At 67.8% G+C, this 17,827-nt stretch carries 15 protein-coding genes; 9 read left to right on the top strand and 6 right to left on the bottom strand.

Annotated features, from left to right (window positions below):
• Positions 1–3: 3 nt before the first annotated feature.
• The 4 genes from IMX13_RS02155 to IMX13_RS02140 form a co-directional block, all read right to left on the bottom strand.
• Entirely contained in the window at positions 4–1,455 is a 1,452-nt protein-coding gene (locus tag IMX13_RS02155; protein WP_065174051.1) for an efflux transporter outer membrane subunit, read from the bottom strand.
• A complete protein-coding gene (locus tag IMX13_RS02150) occupies positions 1,452–2,369 on the bottom strand; it encodes an HlyD family secretion protein (RefSeq protein ID WP_193395659.1) in 918 nt (305 codons plus the stop codon). The genes IMX13_RS02155 and IMX13_RS02150 overlap by 4 nt, the downstream gene beginning before the upstream one ends.
• Positions 2,366–2,575 carry a DUF1656 domain-containing protein gene (locus tag IMX13_RS02145; protein WP_053517257.1) on the bottom strand — a complete coding sequence of 70 codons (210 nt, stop codon included), beginning with the start codon at positions 2,573–2,575 and terminating at the stop codon, positions 2,366–2,368. Before IMX13_RS02145 ends, IMX13_RS02150 begins: the two co-directional genes overlap by 4 nt.
• Before the next feature lie 105 nt (positions 2,576–2,680).
• Positions 2,681–3,136 carry a MarR family transcriptional regulator gene (locus IMX13_RS02140; protein WP_053517258.1) on the bottom strand — a complete coding sequence of 152 codons (456 nt, stop codon included), beginning with the start codon at positions 3,134–3,136 and terminating at the stop codon, positions 2,681–2,683.
• A gap of 627 nt (positions 3,137–3,763) precedes the next feature.
• Between IMX13_RS02140 and folE the strand changes: the two genes are divergently transcribed.
• The 4 genes from folE to IMX13_RS02120 all read left to right on the top strand — a co-directional run bounded on the left by folE (position 3,764) and on the right by IMX13_RS02120 (position 10,042).
• Positions 3,764–4,375 carry a GTP cyclohydrolase I FolE gene (gene folE, locus IMX13_RS02135; RefSeq protein WP_193395658.1) on the top strand — a complete coding sequence of 204 codons (612 nt, stop codon included), beginning with the start codon at positions 3,764–3,766 and terminating at the stop codon, positions 4,373–4,375.
• A gap of 112 nt (positions 4,376–4,487) precedes the next feature.
• A complete protein-coding gene (locus IMX13_RS02130; RefSeq protein ID WP_053520046.1) occupies positions 4,488–5,957 on the top strand; it encodes a DUF3375 domain-containing protein in 1,470 nt (489 codons plus the stop codon).
• Positions 5,944–6,645, top strand: a complete 702-nt coding sequence (locus IMX13_RS02125) for a DUF4194 domain-containing protein (RefSeq protein WP_053520047.1) — start codon at positions 5,944–5,946, stop codon at positions 6,643–6,645. Before IMX13_RS02130 ends, IMX13_RS02125 begins: the two co-directional genes overlap by 14 nt.
• Positions 6,646–6,661: 16 nt before the next feature.
• Positions 6,662–10,042, top strand: a complete 3,381-nt coding sequence (locus IMX13_RS02120) for an SbcC/MukB-like Walker B domain-containing protein (protein WP_065176260.1) — start codon at positions 6,662–6,664, stop codon at positions 10,040–10,042.
• Between the two features lie 105 nt (positions 10,043–10,147).
• Here the strand turns inward: IMX13_RS02120 and IMX13_RS02115 are convergent, their stop codons facing one another.
• Positions 10,148–10,927: a TSUP family transporter gene (locus tag IMX13_RS02115; protein ID WP_053520049.1), complete on the bottom strand. Its 780-nt coding sequence runs from the start codon at positions 10,925–10,927 to the stop codon at positions 10,148–10,150.
• Between the two features lie 81 nt (positions 10,928–11,008).
• Between IMX13_RS02115 and IMX13_RS02110 the strand changes: the two genes are divergently transcribed.
• The 5 genes from IMX13_RS02110 to IMX13_RS02090 all read left to right on the top strand — a co-directional run bounded on the left by IMX13_RS02110 (position 11,009) and on the right by IMX13_RS02090 (position 16,533).
• Positions 11,009–11,401 carry a YchJ family metal-binding protein gene (locus IMX13_RS02110; protein WP_193395657.1) on the top strand — a complete coding sequence of 131 codons (393 nt, stop codon included), beginning with the start codon at positions 11,009–11,011 and terminating at the stop codon, positions 11,399–11,401.
• Positions 11,402–11,485: 84 nt separating this feature from the next.
• Complete coding sequence (egtB, locus tag IMX13_RS02105; RefSeq protein WP_193395656.1) at positions 11,486–12,757, top strand: ergothioneine biosynthesis protein EgtB; 1,272 nt, start codon at positions 11,486–11,488, stop codon at positions 12,755–12,757.
• Entirely contained in the window at positions 12,754–13,728 is a 975-nt protein-coding gene (gene egtD / locus IMX13_RS02100) for an L-histidine N(alpha)-methyltransferase (RefSeq protein WP_053520052.1), read from the top strand. The genes egtB and egtD overlap by 4 nt, the downstream gene beginning before the upstream one ends.
• Before the next feature lie 85 nt (positions 13,729–13,813).
• Positions 13,814–15,979, top strand: coding sequence for a lytic murein transglycosylase (locus IMX13_RS02095; RefSeq protein WP_193395655.1), 2,166 nt, complete (start codon positions 13,814–13,816; stop codon positions 15,977–15,979).
• A complete protein-coding gene (locus IMX13_RS02090) occupies positions 15,976–16,533 on the top strand; it encodes a DUF2628 domain-containing protein (protein WP_065176257.1) in 558 nt (185 codons plus the stop codon). Before IMX13_RS02095 ends, IMX13_RS02090 begins: the two co-directional genes overlap by 4 nt.
• Here IMX13_RS02090 and IMX13_RS02085 read toward each other — a convergent pair.
• Positions 16,530–17,720 carry a benzoate/H(+) symporter BenE family transporter gene (locus tag IMX13_RS02085; protein WP_193395654.1) on the bottom strand — a complete coding sequence of 397 codons (1,191 nt, stop codon included), beginning with the start codon at positions 17,718–17,720 and terminating at the stop codon, positions 16,530–16,532. The two genes, IMX13_RS02090 and IMX13_RS02085, sit on opposite strands and share 4 nt — an antisense overlap.
• Positions 17,721–17,827: the final 107 nt, after the last annotated feature.

Here is a 17,827-nt window from a genome sequence, read left to right as displayed (position 1 = left end):
CACTTAGTTCGCCGTGGCCCGTGGAGCGGCCGTCGCCTGCCAGCCACCGCCGAGCACCAGGAACAGGTGGATCTGATCGCGCGAGACCTGTGCTTCGGCCGCGGCCAGTGTGGCATCGCTGGTGGCCAGGCTGCGGTCGGCGTCCAGGCTGGCCAGGTACGGTGTCCGCCCACCCTGGTAAAGCCGGCGGTTCTGCTCGGCTGCCAGCGCGGCCTGTTCCTGGGCGATGCGCAGCGACTGCAGTCGGCGCAGGTCCTGTGCGTAGCGGTCCAGAGCGGTCTGCGTCTCACGCAGTGCCTGCAGCACGGTGTGGTCGAACTCGGCCAGCGCCGCATCGGCGCCCGCTTCGGCAGCGTGGATGCGTGCATGGCTGCCCGATGACGGCAGCGTCCACGAGATCAGCGGCCCGATCGACCACTGCTGGGTCATGGGCTGGCCGAAATCTTCCAGCAGGCCGGCGGCGCCGATCGAAGCCCCCAGACGGATGTCCGGATAGAGTTCGGCGGTAGCCACGCCAATGCGCGCGGTGGCCGCGGCCAGCCTGCGTTCGGCCTGGCGCACATCCGGACGACGCTGCAGCAGCGCACGGCCATCTCCGACCGGCAGCGGTTGCGTCAGCGACGGTGCCTGTGCGCAGTCGATCACTCCGCCCGGCAACTGGCCGGGGGTCTGGCCGAGCAGGGCGGCCAGGGAGTACGCCGCCGCCGAGCGCTGCGCGCGCAACGGCGGCAACGCGGCCTCCAGCAGGGCGACCTGGGCATTGGCACGGGCAAGTTCCGGCGGCGTGCCGCGGCCGGCCGCGATCAACCGCTCGGTCACCGAGCGGCCGCGCTGCTGCAGCTGCAGCGAATGCTCGGCCACATGCAGTTCGTGATTGGCGTGGCAGATCTCCAGATAGCTGTCGGCCACCTGTGCGACCACGCTGACCTGGGCCAGGTCGCGCGCCGCAGCGACTGCCTGCTCGTCGGCCCGCGCCGCTTCCGCACCGCGCTTGAGCTTGCCGAACAGATCGAACTGATAGCTGACCGCGAACTTGCCATCGGCCAGGTTGATCACCGGCAGTTCGTGTTCCTGCAGGAACGATTCGGCCGACAACTGCGCGCGGCTGACGCCGGCCTCGGCCTCGTACTCGAAGCCACCGGCGTCCAGTGCCTGTTCGTACACGGCCGCCGCGCGGCGCAGGTGGGCATCAGCGGCTTTCAACTCAACGTTGTCGCGCAGCGCCTGGCTGATCAGGCCGTCCAGCACCGGATCGTCGTACAGCGACCACCAGCGCGCCGGCAGCGGCTGGTTGGCGGCGATCTGCGGGTTCTGCGTATCGATGAACGCCGCATTCGCCTCCGGGCGCTTGAATGCCGAGCCTTCCGGTAGTGCATAGTCGGGACCAACGGTCCTGCACGCGGCCAGGCTGGCCAGTGCGACGATCAGGCCGAGGCGGGACAGTGCGGTATTCACAGGCGGCCCCGCGTCGGCGTGGGGCCGGCCTTGCTGTCATCCGCGCGGCCGCCGGTATCCACCGTCACGGTGGCAGTGCGGCCGGCGATCAACTCAACACCCGCGGGAAGATCATCGATGGCAATCCGCACGGGAATGCGCTGCGCCAGCCGCACCCAGTCGAATGCGGGTGTGACGTTCGGCAACAGGCTGCTGCCGTTGCTGCGGTAGCGGTCCTCGATGCCGGCGGCGATGCTCTCCACATGTCCCTGCAATGGCCTGGATTCACCCATCAGGCGGATGTCCACGCGCTGCCCGGGCACCACACCCTGCAGGCGGGTCTCCTCGAAATAGCCATCGATGCGGAATGAGCCGGTATCCAGCAACGCCAGTACCGGTTTGCCGGCCACCACGTAGTCTCCGACGCGCAGCGTACGGTCGTTGACCCGGCCGTCTGCCGGTGCGCGCACTTCGGTGCGGCCCAGATTGAGTTCGGCCAGATCGACTGCGGCCTGTGCCGTGGCCAGCGCGGCCTGTGCGGCCTGCAGCTTGGCCCGGCGCACTTCGGCGTCCTCGGCAGCGACGAGGTCCTGCAGGCTGCGATCACGACCGATCTCGCGCTTCAGCTGGGCCACCGACGCCTGGCGCTCGGCCAGGCTGGCCTGTGCCTGCTCCAGTGCGATGCGGTAGCGCGCACGGTCGACCACGAACAGCAGGTCGCCCTTCTTCACCGCCTGGTTGTCGGCGACGTTCACCGTCTCCACCAGGCCGGACACATCCGGCGCCATCTGCACCACGTCCGCGCCGACATGGGCGTCACGGGTCCAGGGCTCGTCCATGTAATAGACCCACAGCTGGCGCAGCACCAGCAGCGCGACGATCACGGCGGCACCGGTGAGCAGCACCGGCAGGGACTTCTTCACGATCTTGTTCACGATTGCATCCAGCGCAGAAGGTGGAAAAGCAGGCCCAGCACGATCCCGTACAGCGCCAGGTTGAACAGCGCCGGGTGCCAGACATGGCGGTAGGCACCGGCGCGTTGCAGCAGCGCGTGCAGACCGCTGTTGAGCAGATAGGCCAGCAGCATCAACCCGAGCAGGGTCGGGACGAACACTCCGTGGAGACTGAATTCACCAGGCATCGGTAGGGCAGGGCAGATGGGGGAGGGGAGGAACAACGGCACAACAACAACGGGTGACTGCCGCTGGCGTGGCAACGGCAGCGGCGGCATCCGGGGACATCGGTCTCACGTGATGCGGTCGGCGGCCTCGGCCAGCAGGCGCCATGCCTTCAGCACGGCGTGCAGTTCATCCATGGAAAGCGCGCCGAACACGTCCTGACGCAGGTCGATCAACTGATCTTCAAGTTCCTGCACCAGCGCGTGGCCGGCCTCGGTCAGCCACAGCAGGTTGGCGCGACGGTCGCTTGCATCACTTTCACGGCGGACCAGGTCGCTGGCACAGAGCTTGTCCAGCAGGCGTACCAGCGACGGGCCCTCCATGCCCAGCTGCTGGGCCAGGGCGACCTGGCGGATGCCGCCGCCGGAGCGGCCGATCATCAGCAGGGGCATGGTGCACGCGGTGGAGATCCCGTAGCTGCCCAACCGGCTGTCGGCCAGGCGCTGCCACTGCCGCCCTGCATACAGCAGGCCGGAGCTGAGCTGCATCTGCAGCACGGTGCGCTCGTCGAGGGGGCGGTCCATAGATAGATAGGATACTACTAATTTCATTCCTATCAATAGGTTTTCTGAATGGGCGCCCCATTGCGGTAGCGCCGGGCCATGCCCGGCGAGCGGCATGGGGCCCGTCCATAGAGCCCGCCGGGCATGGCCCGGCGCTACCACGGCACGTTCCCGAGCCACGAACGTCGGCCCTCGACCCCGACTGCCGGCGCGCGATGAACCATCCCCACGGGACGACCCACCCCCGGTCCTCCGCCACCCGCCCCACATCCCGCGAACGCGGTGGGTGGGCTCCTTAAAGGCAAGAGCAGAAGCAGTGCGGACCAACGGTCCGCACCCACCAGGGCAGCGGCGCGCCGCTTCCGAAGCCATGAACCCCCGCTTTTGACACCGCTTTCGGGGGGCCGACCGCGCCAGCAGGACATTGTCGGAGAGGGGAGGGGCAGGCCGGGCAGGACCGTCCACGGCATGGATGCCGTGGCCGAGCCTACAGGGACGTACCTGCGGCGTGTCCTGCCCGGCCTGCCCTTTCCCCTCTCGCTCAGCAGCCACGAGGCGCCGGAAGAACCCCCGATGAACCATCCCCACAGGACGACCCACCCCCCGGTCAGGTACGATGCTCGCCCCCCGTTCGGGACGCTGTACGCAATGAACAAGAACAACGAAAAGGCCGCCCCGCAGGGCGACGTGACCCAGGACCAGGCCGAGGATGCCGTACGCACCCTGCTGCGCTGGGCCGGAGAGGACCCGTCCCGCGAAGGCCTTCTGGACACCCCCCGCCGCGTCGCCGAAGCCTACGGCGACTGGTTCAGCGGTTACCGCGATGACCCGCGCGCCTACATGGAGCGGACCTTCGAGGAAGTCGCCGGTTACGACGAACTGATCGTCCTGCGTGACATCGAGTACGAAAGCCACTGCGAGCACCACATGGCGCCGATCATCGGCCGCGTGCATGTCGGCTACCTGCCGGCCGGCAAGGTGGTGGGCATCAGCAAGCTGGCGCGCGTCGTCGAGGCCTATGCCCGCCGTTTCCAGGTGCAGGAAAAGATGACCGCGCAGATCGCCCAGTGCATCCAGGATGTGCTGCAGCCGATCGGCGTCGGCGTGGTCGTCGAAGGGGCCCACGAGTGCATGACCACCCGCGGCATCCACAAGCGTGGCGTCAGCATGGTCACCTCCAAGATGCTCGGCAGCTTCCGCGACGATGCGCGTACCCGCGCCGAGTTCCTGCGCTTCATCGAAGTGGGCGGCAAGCGCTGAGCCGCTTCTCCCCGCACCGCCGGCCCATGGTGGCCGGCCTGCCCACGGCTGTCCCCGCGACGGCCGTGCGTGGCTGCCCGCAGCCGCCTGTCTTTCCCGATCCCCTCGCTGCATGAAGCATCGCGAACGCATCTCCCGCTACCGTCACCTGCGCGAACAGCCCCAATGGAAGCTGCTTGCCGCCGACCATGCGCCCGAAATCATCGGTCTGCTGCAGAGCCTGCTGATGGACGGCGAACGCACCTTGCCGTCCTCGGTGCTCAACGAGCGCCTGCAGCGCGCGCTGGACCAGCTCAATGGGGACGAACTGGCCCGTGACCTGCCGCGCACGGCGCAGGCCTACATCGCACACTGGCTGTCCCAGGGCTGGCTGGAGCGGCGGTTGCCCGAGGGCGCCGACCAGGAGCAGTACGAACTGTCGACCCAGGCCCTGCAGGCGATCCGCTTCGCCGACAGCCTCGAACAGGCGCGCGTGGCTGCCACCGAGAGCCGCCTGGCACTGGTCATCGAACAGCTCTCGCAGCTGGCTGCACAGACCGAATCCGATCCCGACGCACGCCTGTCTGCGTTGCGCGACGAGCGCGACCGCATTGACGCCGAGATCGCGCGGGTCAGCGCCGGTCGTGTGGTTGCCCTGGACGGCAAGCGTGCACTGGAGCGCGCCCGCCAGATCATCGGTCTCGCCGACGAGCTGACCGAAGACTTCCGCCGGGTGCGTGACGGCTTCGAGCAGCTCAACCGCGAGTTCCGCGAGCGCATCATCGACGACGAAGGCGAACGTGGCGATGTGCTGTCGCAGCTGTTCGAGGGTGTGGACGTGATCGGCGAAAGCGATGCCGGCCGCAGCTTCCAGGCATTCTGGCGCCTGCTCAATGATGCCGAGCAGAGTGCGCAGCTTGATGCCGCGCTGGAAGCCGTGCTGGCACGGGGCTTTGCACGCCGCCTGGATCGCAACGAGCGCAACTTCCTGCGCAGCTTCACCAGCACCATGCTTGAACGCGGCGGCCAGGTACACGATGTCCTGCAGAATTTCGCGCGCAGCCTGCGCGGCTTCGTGCAGAGCCGCGGCTATCTTGAACAGCGTCGCCTCAATCAGCTGCTGAAGCAGGCCCAGTCCGAAGCGCTGGCCCTGCGCGACGAGTTCCCGGCCCAGCGCACGATCGGCCGTGACCTGCAGTTGACGACCAGCCGGCTGCGTTCGTGGTCGCAGTGGAAACTGCACGATCCCCGCAGCGCCCAGGTCGACGGCAATGTCGAGTACAACGACGCGGCCAGCATCAGCCTGGAGAGCGTCGGCGATCTGGTCGCCTCGTCCGAAATCGACTTCCGCACCCTGCGCCGCGACCTGCACGACCTGCTCGATGCACAGCCGCGGCTCAGCATCGCCCAGGCGCTGTCGCAGCGCGAAGCGCCGCAGGGCCTGGGCAGCGTCATCGGCTACCTGTCGCTGGGCACGCGCTTCGGCAGCGTGGTCGCTGGCGAGCAGGAGCTCGCCGAATGGCGTGGCGGCGACGGCCAACTGCGCCGCGCACGCATCCCGCTGGTTTGGTTCACCCAGGAGAGACGCCATGAGCTGGCATGAAGACCCCATCGAAGCACCGTCTGCCGACCAGGCCGAGGACGCCTACGAGGCCGAGCCGGCGATGCTCGAGGCGCAGCCACGGCGTGGCAACAGCGTGTACTACCTGGGTGATACCGGCCGCCTGCCGCTGGATGCCCGGCGCGCGCTGTGCCAGCTGCTGATCGGCCCCAGCATCGACCAGCTGCGCCACGCCAAGCTGTGGCCGGCGCTGGTGCGCAGCGAGGCGGGCATCCGTTCAGCGCTGTCCGACCTGTTCCTGGAACTGGTGCTCGACCGCGAAAGCGGTGTGGCATTCACCCGGCAGGCTGACACCGAAGACGTCGATGCACCGGTACTGCTGCGGACCTCGCCGCTGACCTTCATTGACTCGGTGCTGTTGTTGTTCCTGCGCCAGCAGCTGGCTGAGGCCGACGCGCGCGGCAACCGCGCGGTGGTCGCCGACGCCGAGATGGCCGAAGCACTGGCCATCTACGAGAAGAACCTGTCCACCGACCGCGCCGGCTTCAATCGCCGCGTTGCATCGGCCGTGCAGAAGATGAAGGACAACCACATCCTGACCCGCCTGAGCGGCCAGGACGACCGCCACGAAGTCTCGCCGGCGCTGAAGCTGCTGTTCTCCGCCGAAGACGTGTCCCAGCTTTCGGCGGTGTACCGCCAGCTGCGCGAAACCCCGGCCGCCGAAGCCTGAGAGACCCGAACACCGCATGGCCATTTCCAAGCACACCCCCGCCCTGTTCAATGAAGGCCTGCCGGACCCGCGCCTGCAGCAGTTCCGCATGCGCCGCCTGCAGGTGCACAACTGGGGCACCTTCAACGGCCTGACCGAAGTACCGATCGCCGAGCGTGGCTTCCTGTTCGTCGGCCGTTCCGGCTCGGGCAAGTCGACCCTGCTCGATGCCATGTCCGCGCTGCTGACGCCGCCGGCCATCGTCGACTTCAACGCGGCTGCACGCGAAGCCGAGCGCAGTGGCCGCGACCGCAACCTGGTGTCCTACGTGCGTGGCGCGTGGGCCGACCAGCAGGACAGTGGCACCGGCGAGATTGCCACCCAGTACCTGCGCAAGGGTGCGACCTGGACCGCACTGGTGCTGGAGTACCGGGCCGGCGACGGCCGCGTGGTCAGCCTGGTGCGCCTGTTGTGGATCTCCGGCAACGGCACCTCGGCCGGCGACGTGCGCAAGCACTACATGATCGCCGAGCGTCCGTTCGACATCGCCAAGGATCTGGGCGGCTTCGATCTGGACCTGCGCAAGCTCAAGCAGAAGCTGGCCGACGTCCACCACTTCGACACCTTCTCCGGCTATGCCGAGCGCTTCCGCGACCTGCTCGGCATCGACAACGAGATGGCGCTGCGCCTGCTGCACAAGACGCAATCAGCGAAGAACCTGGGTGATCTCAACGTCTTCCTGCGCGACTTCATGCTCGACACGCCGAAGACGTTCGACGCCGCCGAGCGCCTGGTGAGTGATTTCGCCGAGCTTGACGGGGCCCATCAGGCGGTGGTCACCGCCCGTCGCCAGGTGGAGACGCTGTTGCCGGCGCGCGCCTATTACGCCGATCTGAAGGAAATGCACCGGCAGCGCGGTGACGACGAGGCGCTCAAGCTGGGCGTCGACAGTTTCCGCGAGAGCCGCCGTCAGGCGCTGATCGAAGCGCGCCTGCGCGAAATGGACGTGCGTGACCGTGGCCTGCTCGGGGAAGAGGCGCAGCGCCGCGCTGCGCTGGACAACCACAGCGAACGCCTGGCCGAGCTGGAACTGCAGCGGCGTCAGCAGGGCGGCGAGCGCATCGAAGAGCTGGAGCGCGAGCAGGGCCGCGCCGAAGCCGAGCGCGACCGCCGCAAGGCCAAGCGCGACCAGGCGCAGGAAGCCGCACGGAAACTGCAGGCCGAACTGCCCGACGACGCCCATGGCTTCGCCGAACTGGTCGAGCGTGCGCAGAACGAACTGCAGGATCGCCAGCGCGCTTCGGCCTCGCTGGACGATGCCATCAGCGAGCGCCTTGGTGGCAAGCGCGATGACGAGCGTCGCTTCGCTGAAGTTCGCCTCGAACTTGACGCGATGCAGCGCACGCCCTCCAACATCCCGGCGCCGATGCAGAAGCTGCGTGCACGGTTGGCGGAAGAGACCGGCATTTCCGAAGTGGCGTTGCCGTTCGTCGGCGAGCTGATCCAGGTCCGCTCCGAGGAACAGGGCTGGCAGGGTGCGATCGAACGCGTGCTGGGTGGCTTCGCGCTGTCGCTGCTGGTTGACGACAAGCACTACAACGCGGTTGCCGACTGGGTGAACCGCACCCACCTCGGCATGCGCTTCACCTACTACCGCGTGCGCCGCAACGACGAGGCGTTCGCCCGCGAACCATCGGCGAAGTCGCTGCTGCACAAGCTGGAGCTGCGCGACCACGTGTTCGAGAGCTGGCTGCGGCGTGAGCTGGGCAAGCGATTCGACTACGAATGCGTGGATGCCAGACAGCTGCGCAACGTCGACCGCGGCATCACCCGCGAAGGCCAGGTGAAGCATCCGGGCGACCGCTTCGAGAAGGACGACCGCAGTGCCGTGGGCGACCGCCGTCGCTGGATTCTCGGTTTCAACAATCACGACAAGGTCGGTGCGTTCGAACGTGAGGCGCAGGAACTGGCCAAGCGCATCGCCAGCTGCGAGACCGATATCGCGAGCCTGCGTGGCCAGCGCGATCGTGACAACGAGCGCCGCCTGGCCTGCCACGAGCTCGCGGGTATCCAATGGAACGAGATCGACGTCGCCGCGCCCCAGCAGCGCCTGACCGACATCGAAGCCAGCCTGCGCGACCTGCGCGAAGGGAATGCCGACCTGGCCAGGCTGGCACAGCAGATCGACGCCGTGCGCGCCGACATCGAGCAGGCCCGCCGCACCTATGAGGATGTCCGCGTCGAGCGCGGCCAGCTGGTCCGGGAACGTGACCGCCTCGACCGCGCGCGCCAGCAGAGCCGCGCGCTGGTGCTGCCAACGCTGGCCGAAGCGCAGGAGAGCGGCCTGGCAGAGCGGTTGCAGCAACAGGGCCCGCTCAGCCTGGAAACGCTGGAAGCGCACATGCGCCAGGTCAGCAACGCGCTGAACGAACAGTTGTCGTCCTCGCAGCAGGACCTCAACCGTATCGAAAACCAGCTGGTCGGCTGCTTCCGCCGCTTCATCCAGCAGTGGCCGGAAGAATCCGGCGACTTCACCGCATCGGTGGCGTCTGCCGAGGACTTCCTCGCCCGCCTCGACCGTCTCGAACGCGATGGCCTGCCGCAGCATGAGGAACGCTTCTTCGATCTGCTGCAGAACCAGAGCAAGAACAACCTGCTGGCCCTGCAGCGCCACAGCGCCGAGGCCCGCAAGTCGATCGGCCAGCGCCTGGACGAAGTCAACGCCAGCCTGGAGCAGGTGCCGTTCAACCGGGGCACCCTGCTGACCATCGAATTGAGCGACCGCCGGCTGCCGGAAGTGCTGGAGTTCCAGCTGCAGCTGCGCGAAGTGCTGTCGCAGCAGCAGACCGAGCAGCGTGAACTGGCGGAGTCACAGTTCACCGTGCTGCGCCAGCTGGTCAACCGCCTGGGTTCGCAGGAAGGTGAGGACAAGCGCTGGCGCGAGCTGGTCCTGGACGTGCGCATGCACGTGGAGTTCATCGGCGTCGAACTCGATGCGGAAACGCGCCAGCAGGTCGAGATCTACCGCAGCGGCGCCGGCAAGTCCGGTGGCCAGCGGCAGAAGCTCGCCACCACCTGCCTGGCCGCAGCGCTGCGTTACCAGCTCGGCGGCGCTGACAGCCAGCTGCCCAGTTACGCGGCGGTCGTGCTCGACGAGGCCTTCGACAAGGCCGACAACGAGTTCACCGCGCTGGCGATGAACATCTTCGACAACTTCGGTTTCCAGATGGTGGTCGCCACGCCGCTGAAGTCGGTGATGACCCTGGAGCCCTTCATCGGTGGTGCCTGCTTCGTCGAGATCAGTGGCCGCCACGATTCGGGCGTGCTGCTGATCGAGTACGACGAAGAAGGAAGGCGCCTGAAGCTGCCCGAGCGCAGCCGCCAGCAGGCCAATGAACCGGAGGAAGCCGAAGCCTGACCGCCTCGGGCAATCCACCTGTAGAGCCGAGCCATGCTCGGCTGCTCTTCGCGACCTGAAACAACGTGCCAACCAAGGTTGGCACCTACCATTTCATAACGTCCCTCACGAACCGCGGAACGTATCCCACGCCATCCGCGCGATCAGCACCACCACCAGGCCCACGAACAGTTTGCGGATGAACGGCGTGCCACCTTTCAGTGCCAGCCGCGTGCCGACCACCGAACCGATGATGTTGGCCGTGGCCATCGGCAGCGCGAACAACCACAGGATGTTGCCGGTCGGCACGAAGAACGAGATCGCCGCCATGTTCGTCGCCAGGTTGACGACCTTCGATGCGGCCGACGCACGCAGGAAGTCCAGGCCGAAGAAGCGCACGAACAGGAAGATCAGGAAGCTGCCGGTGCCCGGCCCGAAGAATCCATCGTAGAAGCCGATCGCAGCGCCGATCACCAGCGCGATGGTCAGCTCGCGCCGGCCGATCTCCTGTGGCCGGTGCAGCGCGCCGAAATCCTTCTTCCACAGGGTGTAGGCCAGCATCGCCACCAGCAGCACCAGCACCAGTGGCCGCACGGCATCTTTGGGCAGCAGGCTCACCGCCGTGGCCCCGGCGAACGAGAACACGAATGCCGTGCCCGCGGCGAACAGTACCGGCTTCCAGGGGAACCGCACGTTGCGTGCATAGCGCCACGCCGCCGCCGCCGTACCGAACATCGAACTGAACTTGTTGGTACCGAACAGCATTGCCGGCGTCTGCTGGGGCAGCACGGTGAACAGGCCGGGCAGCTGTACCAGTCCCCCTCCACCCACGGCAGCATCGACCAGGCCGGCAATGAAGGCGATCACCACCAGCCACCACAACTCGGGGGGAACCAGTTCCAGCACGGGGATCATTCAATGTGGGGGCGCGACAGCATACGCCTATCGCCGATGGATGCCCGACGTGACTCGAGCGACAATACCCCCATGAGCCGAAACCCTGCCGATTCCTGCCCCTGTGGCCTCGCCACGGACTACGCCGACTGCTGCGGCCGCCTCCATGCCGGCGAGCCCGCACCGGACGCCGAGCGCCTGATGCGCTCGCGTTACAGCGCGTACGTACGTGGTCTGGCCGACTACCTGCGGGCCACCTGGCATCCGGCCACCCGTCCCGCCGAACTGTCACTGGACGAGGCGCCCGGCCAGCGGACGCACTGGCTTGGCCTGACCGTCCACGAGCACCAGGTGAATGGGCCCGACCATGCCGAAGTGCGATTCACCGCCCGCTACCGGGTGGGCGGCGGCAGTGCGGTGAAAATGAACGAGCGCAGCCGGTTCGAGCGCATCGACGGACGCTGGTACTACCTCGACGCGATCTGAACCGGTTACGCGACGGCATCGATGTGAACGGCGCGATGTCACGCCATGACGTTGCGCTCACCCGCACCGCTGGATGCTGGCTGTATGGACAGCGCTACCGTCGCCGTCGCTGCTCCGCAGCGTGAACTCGCCCACCGCTATGCGCAGACGCGCGCCCGCAGCGTGCTGCTGGCCGAACCGCTCAGTGCCGAAGATGCCATGCTGCAGAGCATGGCGGACGCCAGCCCGAGCAAATGGCATCTGGCGCACACCACGTGGTTCTTCGACCGCTTCGTGCTGGCCGGCCTATCCGGCGCACCGGCACGTGACCCCGCGTGGGACTACCTGTTCAACAGCTACTACAAGAGTATTGGACCGGCGCATGCCAGGCCGCAGCGTGGCCTGCTCTCGCGCCCGTCGCTTCAGCAGGTACTCGATTACCGGCAGCAGGTCGATGCACACCTCCTGACGCGTCTCCGCGATGGCGATCTTGACGATGAAGCCCTGCAGCATCTCCAGCTGGGCCTGCAGCACGAGCAGCAGCACCAGGAGCTGCTGCTGACCGACATCAAGCACGCGCTCTGGTGCAATCCGCTGCATCCGCCCTACCGCCAGGACCTGCGCGCCGCCGTCAGCGCAGCCAGTCCGCTGGGCTGGATCGAATCTCTCGAGCGCATCGTCACCGTCGGCGCACCGGCATGGCCACAGCACGCTACCTTCGCCTACGACAACGAATCGCCACCGCATCGCGTGCTGTTGCCGGCCCACATGCTGGCTGATCGACCGGTCTGCAACGCGGAGTACCGGGACTTCGTCGAAGCCGGCGGTTACCGCGATCCGCGCTGGTGGCTCAGTGAGGGCTGGGCTCTGCGCGAAAGCGAGGACTGGCAGCATCCCCTCTATTGGGATGACGCCCTCCAGCGCGAATACACGCTCGGCGGCTGGCGTGACCTCGACGCGCATGCGCCGGTGTGCCATCTCAGCTACTACGAAGCCGATGCGTATGCCCGCTGGTCCGGTGCGCGCCTGCCCAGCGAATTCGAGTGGGAGGCCGCCGCGACGTCGCAGCCGGTCGCCGGCCATTTCGCCGAGGACGATCATCTGCATCCTGCTGCAGCACAGGGCAGGGGACTGCGGCAGCTGTTCGGCGACGTCTGGGAATGGACCGGCAGCGCCTATGGCGCGTACCCCGGTTTCCGTCCGTTCGCCGGCAACCTGGGTGAGTACAACGGCAAGTTCATGTGCGGGCAGTGGGTCCTGCGCGGCGGCAGCTGTGCCACCCCGCGCGGGCATGTGCGCGCCAGCTACCGCAACTTCTTCATGCCACCTGCGCGCTGGCAGTTCTCCGGCCTGCGCCTGGCGAGGGATCTGCCGTGAGCACCGTACAGGATGCGCTGCAGGCGCTGACCGATCTGACGCCCAGCCGCGAGCAGATCCTCGCCGACACACTGGCCGGACTGTCGCGCACTGCGCGCCAGCTGCCGTCGAAGTACTTCTATGATGCGCGCGGTTCACGCCTGTTCGAACAGATCACCCACACGCCGGAGTACTACCCCACGCGCACCGAGCTGGCCCTGTTGAATCGGGTACTGCCGGATATCGCACGCGTGGTGGGCCCGCGCCTGCACGTGGTCGAGCTGGGCAGCGGCAGTGGTCGCAAGACCGCGCTGTTGCTGGCCGCGCTGCAGGATCCCGTGGCCTACACCCCCATCGAGATCTCCCGGGCGGCGCTGCTGTCGAGCATCGATCATCTCGCTCCCGCGCTTCCCGACGTGGAAATGCTGCCGGTCTGCGCTGACTTCACCCGTCCGGTGGACGTGCCCGCACCGGAGCGCGAGCCCGCGCGGCGCCTGCTGTTCTTCCCGGGGTCCACGCTCGGCAACTTTGCCGGCGAGGACGCCCTCGCCCTGCTGCGGGCCATGCGTCAGACCATGGGTGACCACGGCCTGGCCCTGATCGGCATCGACCTGCACAAGGACCCCGCGCTGATCGAAGCCGCCTACAACGACGCCGAAGGCATCACCGCGGCATTCACCCTCAACCTGCTCGTCCGCCTCAACCGTGAGGTGGGCAGCGACTTCGATCTGGACGGCTTCCGCCACCGTGCCCGCTACAGCACCGAACGTCTGCGCATCGAGACCGATCTGGTCAGCCAGCGGGCACAGGACGTCCACCTCGATGGCCGCACTTTCCACTTCGAGGCCGGTGAGGCGATCCGCGTCGAGTACAGCCACAAGTACACCGATGACGGCTTTGATGCGCTGGTGCGGCAGGCCGGCCTGCAGGTTGCGCAGCGCTGGGACGCTGACAGTCCAGCTTACGGCCTGCGGCTGCTGCGTACGCTCTAGAGAGGCCAACGGCCGGCAACTGCTTCAGCATCGCCGGTCGCTCAGCCTCTAGTATGGTGTCAGCACCGGCAACACGGAGGACGCCATGCCCACCCTGACCGCACTCGGCCTGGCCGCGGCACTGGCCGCGCCGTCAACGGCGCCCGACCTGACCCCGCCCGATCCCGCGTTCACCCGGTGTCTGGCACAGCTGCAGGCAACGGCAGCTACCCAGGGCATTGCCGCAGACCGCTTCGGTGCGATCACCGCCGACCTGCGTCCTGATCCCAGCGTGCTCGGCTTGCTGGATGCGCAGCCCGAATTCTCCACCCCGATCTGGGACTACCTGGCTGCACTGGTGGACCGCCAGCGCGTCGACGATGGACGGGCCATGCTGCAGCAGCACCGCGACCTGCTTGATCGCATCGCCGCGCAGTATGGCGTCGATCCGGTCACCATCGTCGCCGTCTGGGGCGTGGAGAGCGACTATGGCCGTGTATTCGGCAAGCGTCCGCTGCTGCAGTCGCTGGCGACGCTGTCCTGCGCCGGCCGGCGGCAGGCGTTCTTCCGTGGCGAACTGCTGGCCCTGCTCACGCTGATCGATCGCGGTGATCTGCAGGCTCAAGGTCTGACCGGGTCCTGGGCCGGCGCGTTCGGCCATACGCAGTTCATGCCCAGCACCTACGCACGCATCGCCGTCGACGGCGATGGCGACGGTCGCCGTGACCTGGTCGGCAGCATTCCCGACGCACTGGCGTCTACCGCCAACTACCTCAAGCGCGCCGGCTGGCGCACGGGAGAACCGTGGGGCATGGAGGTGCGCGTTGCCGACGGCTTCAATACCAGCCTGGCCGGCCGTACCCAACGCCGGTCACTGGCTGAATGGCGTACGCAGGGCGTGACAGCGCTGGACGGCAGCGCGCTGGCTCCGGCGGGTCTGGCTGCCGGCGCGCGGGCGGCACTGCTGCTGCCCGCCGGCATCAAGGGGCCGGCCCTGCTGGTGTTCCGCAACTACGATGCGATCTACAGCTACAACGCCGCCGAAAGCTATGCGCTGGCGATCGCGACGCTGGCTGATCGCCTGCGCGGCGGCAGCGGCCTGGCCACCGCCTGGCCGACCGATGACCCCGGGCTGGGCCGTGATGAGCGCCGTCAGCTGCAGACCCTGCTGCTGGCGCGGGGGCATGATATCGGTACCGCTGATGGCATGATCGGCACAGCCAGCCGCCGGGCGATCCAGGCCGAACAGCGCCGCCTGGGATGGAGCACGGCCGATGGACGAGCCGGCCAACGCATCCTGCGCGCGCTGCAGAGCGCGCCGCCGCCTGCGGTGGCCTCCACCCGCTTCACGCTTCCCAGCAACTACAGTGCCGTGCAGTCGCCGGCCATACGGAGTCGATCCAACGTGCAACAGATCCAGGGCGTACGCAGTGGCCAGTTCCAGGGGCTTGATGCCTGGCTGGTGGAAACCCCCCAGGCCACCGCAGCCATCAGTGTGTTCGGCGGCCAGCTGCTCTCCTTCGTACCCAAGGGGCAGCCCGATCTGCTGTGGCTTTCGCCACGCCGTGCCGCATTGCCGACCCCCATCCGCGGCGGCAGCCCGGTGTGCTGGCCGTATTTCGGGCGACAGGGGCAAGGCGACGATGTGCCCGCGCATGGTTTCGTGCGCACCCTGCCGTGGGAGCTGAAGGAGGCCCGCCGGCTGGACGACGGCAGCATCGAACTCGTATTGGCTCCCCCTGCATTGGACAACCTCGCTCTGCGCCTGGCCATGACCGTGCGCATCGGCCGTGAACTACGGCAGCAGCTGGTGACCGACAATCCCGGCACCGTGCCGGTGACGATCACCCAGGCGCTGCACAACTACTTCCGCGTGGGCGATGCCAGCAAGGTCGAAGTCGATGGCGTGGACGGGCTGGAGTATCTGGACAAGTTCGAGAACTATGCACAGGCGCGGCGCCAGCAGGGCCCGTGGTCCCTGCGCGATCCGCGCGACCCGGGCCGCAGTGACCGCATCTATACCGGGGCAGGTGGCCACTACGTCCTGCGCGATCCGGTGCTGAAGCGTCGCATCACGATCCGTACCGAAGGCAGCCGCTCGCTGGTGGCCTGGAATCCCGGCGCGGAAGCGGCAGCGAAGATGGCCGACGTGGGCGACGGCTGGCGCGATTACGTCTGCCTGGAAGCGGCCAATGCCGGGCCCGACGTGATCACCATCGCACCGGCCGGTCGCCACGTGCTGGTACAGACCTTGTCCAGCTCGCCACTGTGAGTGGACATCCCGCCACGGATGGCAATCCCTACGCTGCACCGGTTGCCGGCGATGCGCCGTCGAGCCTGGACGCCGCAATGGCGGTCTATGACCGTCATCCACGGCTCGCCCGCGTGGTGGCCGACAACTTCGCTGTCTATGCCGAGTTGTGGCGGCTGCGTCGGGATCCGCCGGGCTGGCCGCGTCCCTGGAACTGGGCCGCGTTCCTGTTCGATTTCAAGTGGCTGCTGTACCGGCGTATGTACGGCATGGCGGTGGCCTACGTCCTGATCAGCATGGTGGGGGGTGCCGCCATCGTGCTGGCCGGAATGGACGACGCGGCGATATGGGGGTTGACGTTGGCCTTGAAGATCGCAGTGTCACTGGCGGCCAATGCGCTGTATCTGCGCCGCTGCAGGGCGGTGATCGCCCGCGCCGAAGCCGCCGGCGCGGGTGACGGCGCACGCGTCGAGGCCTATATCGACCGGCGCAGCGGCGTCAGCCGGCTGGCCCTGGGCCTGGGCATCGCGTTCAGCGTCGCACTGCAGGCGTTGGACCTCTTCGGCGGCGCCTAGCTGCGGGGCTCACGTGGCCGCAGGACCAGCAGGCACAGCGCGCCAGCGACCAGCCCCCAGAAGGCGGAACCGATACCGGCCAGCGACATCCCCGACGCAGTGACCAGGAAGGTGACCAGTGCCGCCTCGCGGTCGCGCTCCACCGCCAGTGCGCTGGCCAGGCTGTTGCCGATGGTGCCGAACAGTGCGATGCCAGCCACGCAGGCCACCAGCTCCCGCGGGAACGCGGCGAACAGTGCGGCCACGGTGGCGCCGAACAGGCCGATGACGATGTAGAACACACCTGCCGCCATCGCCGCGGTATAGCGCCGGGAAGGATCCTCATGGGCATCGCGGCCCATGCAGATGGCTGCGGTGATCGCGGCCAGGTTCAGCGCATAGGCACCGAAGGGGGCCAGTACCGTGTTGACCACGCCGATCCAGCCGATCAGCGGCGATACCGGGGCGTCGTAGCCGGAGGCGCGCATCACGGCGACGCCGGGAATGTTCTGCGAGGCCATGGTCACCACGAACAGGGGCAGGGCGATGCCTGCCACGGCAGTCCAGGACAGGGAGGGGGTCACCCACTGCGGGACCGCCAGCTGCAACTGCAGCTGCTGCACGTGCAGCAGACCGCGGCTGGCTGCGACCGAGATGCCAACCAGCAGGGTCGCGATCACCGCGTAACGCGGGAACAGGCGCCGGCCAGCCAGCCAGGTCGTGAACATCGCCAGGGCAAGTACCCTCTGGCTGTCCATTGCGACGAACACATCCAGGCCGAAGCGCAACAGCACACCGGCCAGCATGCCCGCCGCCAGCGCCATCGGCACACGTTGCATGAGCCTGGCGAAGATGCCGGAGAAGCCGGCCAGCATTGCCAATGCCGCAGCAAGCAGGAACGCGCCTGTCGCCTCGGAGAGCGAAGCGCCGCCGGCGCCCACCACCAGCATCGCGGCACCGGGCGTCGACCACGCGGTGACCACCGGTACCCGATAGCGAAGTGACAGCCCGATGCAGGTCACGCCCATGCCCAGTCCCAGCGCCCACATCCAGGATGCGATATGGGCCTGATCGGCACCGACCGCCTGCGCGGCCTGGAACACGATCACCGCCGAACTGGCGAAACCCACCAGTACGGTGATGAAGCCGGCAACGATCGCCGGCATCGATAGATCCCGCCACCATCCGTGGCGCACCTGCGTACTCATTGCCTGCTCTCCCGTGTGCATCCCTGCATTGATAGCGCCTGCGGCGTTTGGGGGCGCCCCCCCCGGGCCCCCCCCCCCCGCCCCCCCCGCGGCGGCCGCCCCCGCCC

Source organism: Stenotrophomonas sp. B2 (assembly GCF_014947095.1).
Lineage (GTDB): Bacteria > Pseudomonadota > Gammaproteobacteria > Xanthomonadales > Xanthomonadaceae > Stenotrophomonas > Stenotrophomonas maltophilia_P.
Note: the sequence above shows the minus strand (reverse complement) of the source record. Positions and strands in the feature narration are given on the sequence as shown.

Excerpts from the sequence above, each read along its gene's own strand:
- IMX13_RS02145 (WP_053517257.1), bottom strand. The coding sequence starts at position 2,575 with ATGCCTGGTGAATTCAGTCTCCACGGAGTGTTCGTCCCGACCCTGCTC.
- IMX13_RS02140 (WP_053517258.1), bottom strand. The coding sequence starts at position 3,136 with ATGGACCGCCCCCTCGACGAGCGCACCGTGCTGCAGATGCAGCTCAGC.
- folE (WP_193395658.1), top strand. The coding sequence starts at position 3,764 with ATGAACAAGAACAACGAAAAGGCCGCCCCGCAGGGCGACGTGACCCAG.
- IMX13_RS02130 (WP_053520046.1), top strand. The coding sequence starts at position 4,488 with ATGAAGCATCGCGAACGCATCTCCCGCTACCGTCACCTGCGCGAACAG.
- IMX13_RS02125 (WP_053520047.1), top strand. The coding sequence starts at position 5,944 with ATGAGCTGGCATGAAGACCCCATCGAAGCACCGTCTGCCGACCAGGCC.
- IMX13_RS02120 (WP_065176260.1), top strand. The coding sequence starts at position 6,662 with ATGGCCATTTCCAAGCACACCCCCGCCCTGTTCAATGAAGGCCTGCCG.
- IMX13_RS02110 (WP_193395657.1), top strand. The coding sequence starts at position 11,009 with ATGAGCCGAAACCCTGCCGATTCCTGCCCCTGTGGCCTCGCCACGGAC.
- egtB (WP_193395656.1), top strand. The coding sequence starts at position 11,486 with ATGGACAGCGCTACCGTCGCCGTCGCTGCTCCGCAGCGTGAACTCGCC.
- IMX13_RS02095 (WP_193395655.1), top strand. The coding sequence starts at position 13,814 with ATGCCCACCCTGACCGCACTCGGCCTGGCCGCGGCACTGGCCGCGCCG.
- IMX13_RS02085 (WP_193395654.1), bottom strand. The coding sequence starts at position 17,720 with ATGAGTACGCAGGTGCGCCACGGATGGTGGCGGGATCTATCGATGCCG.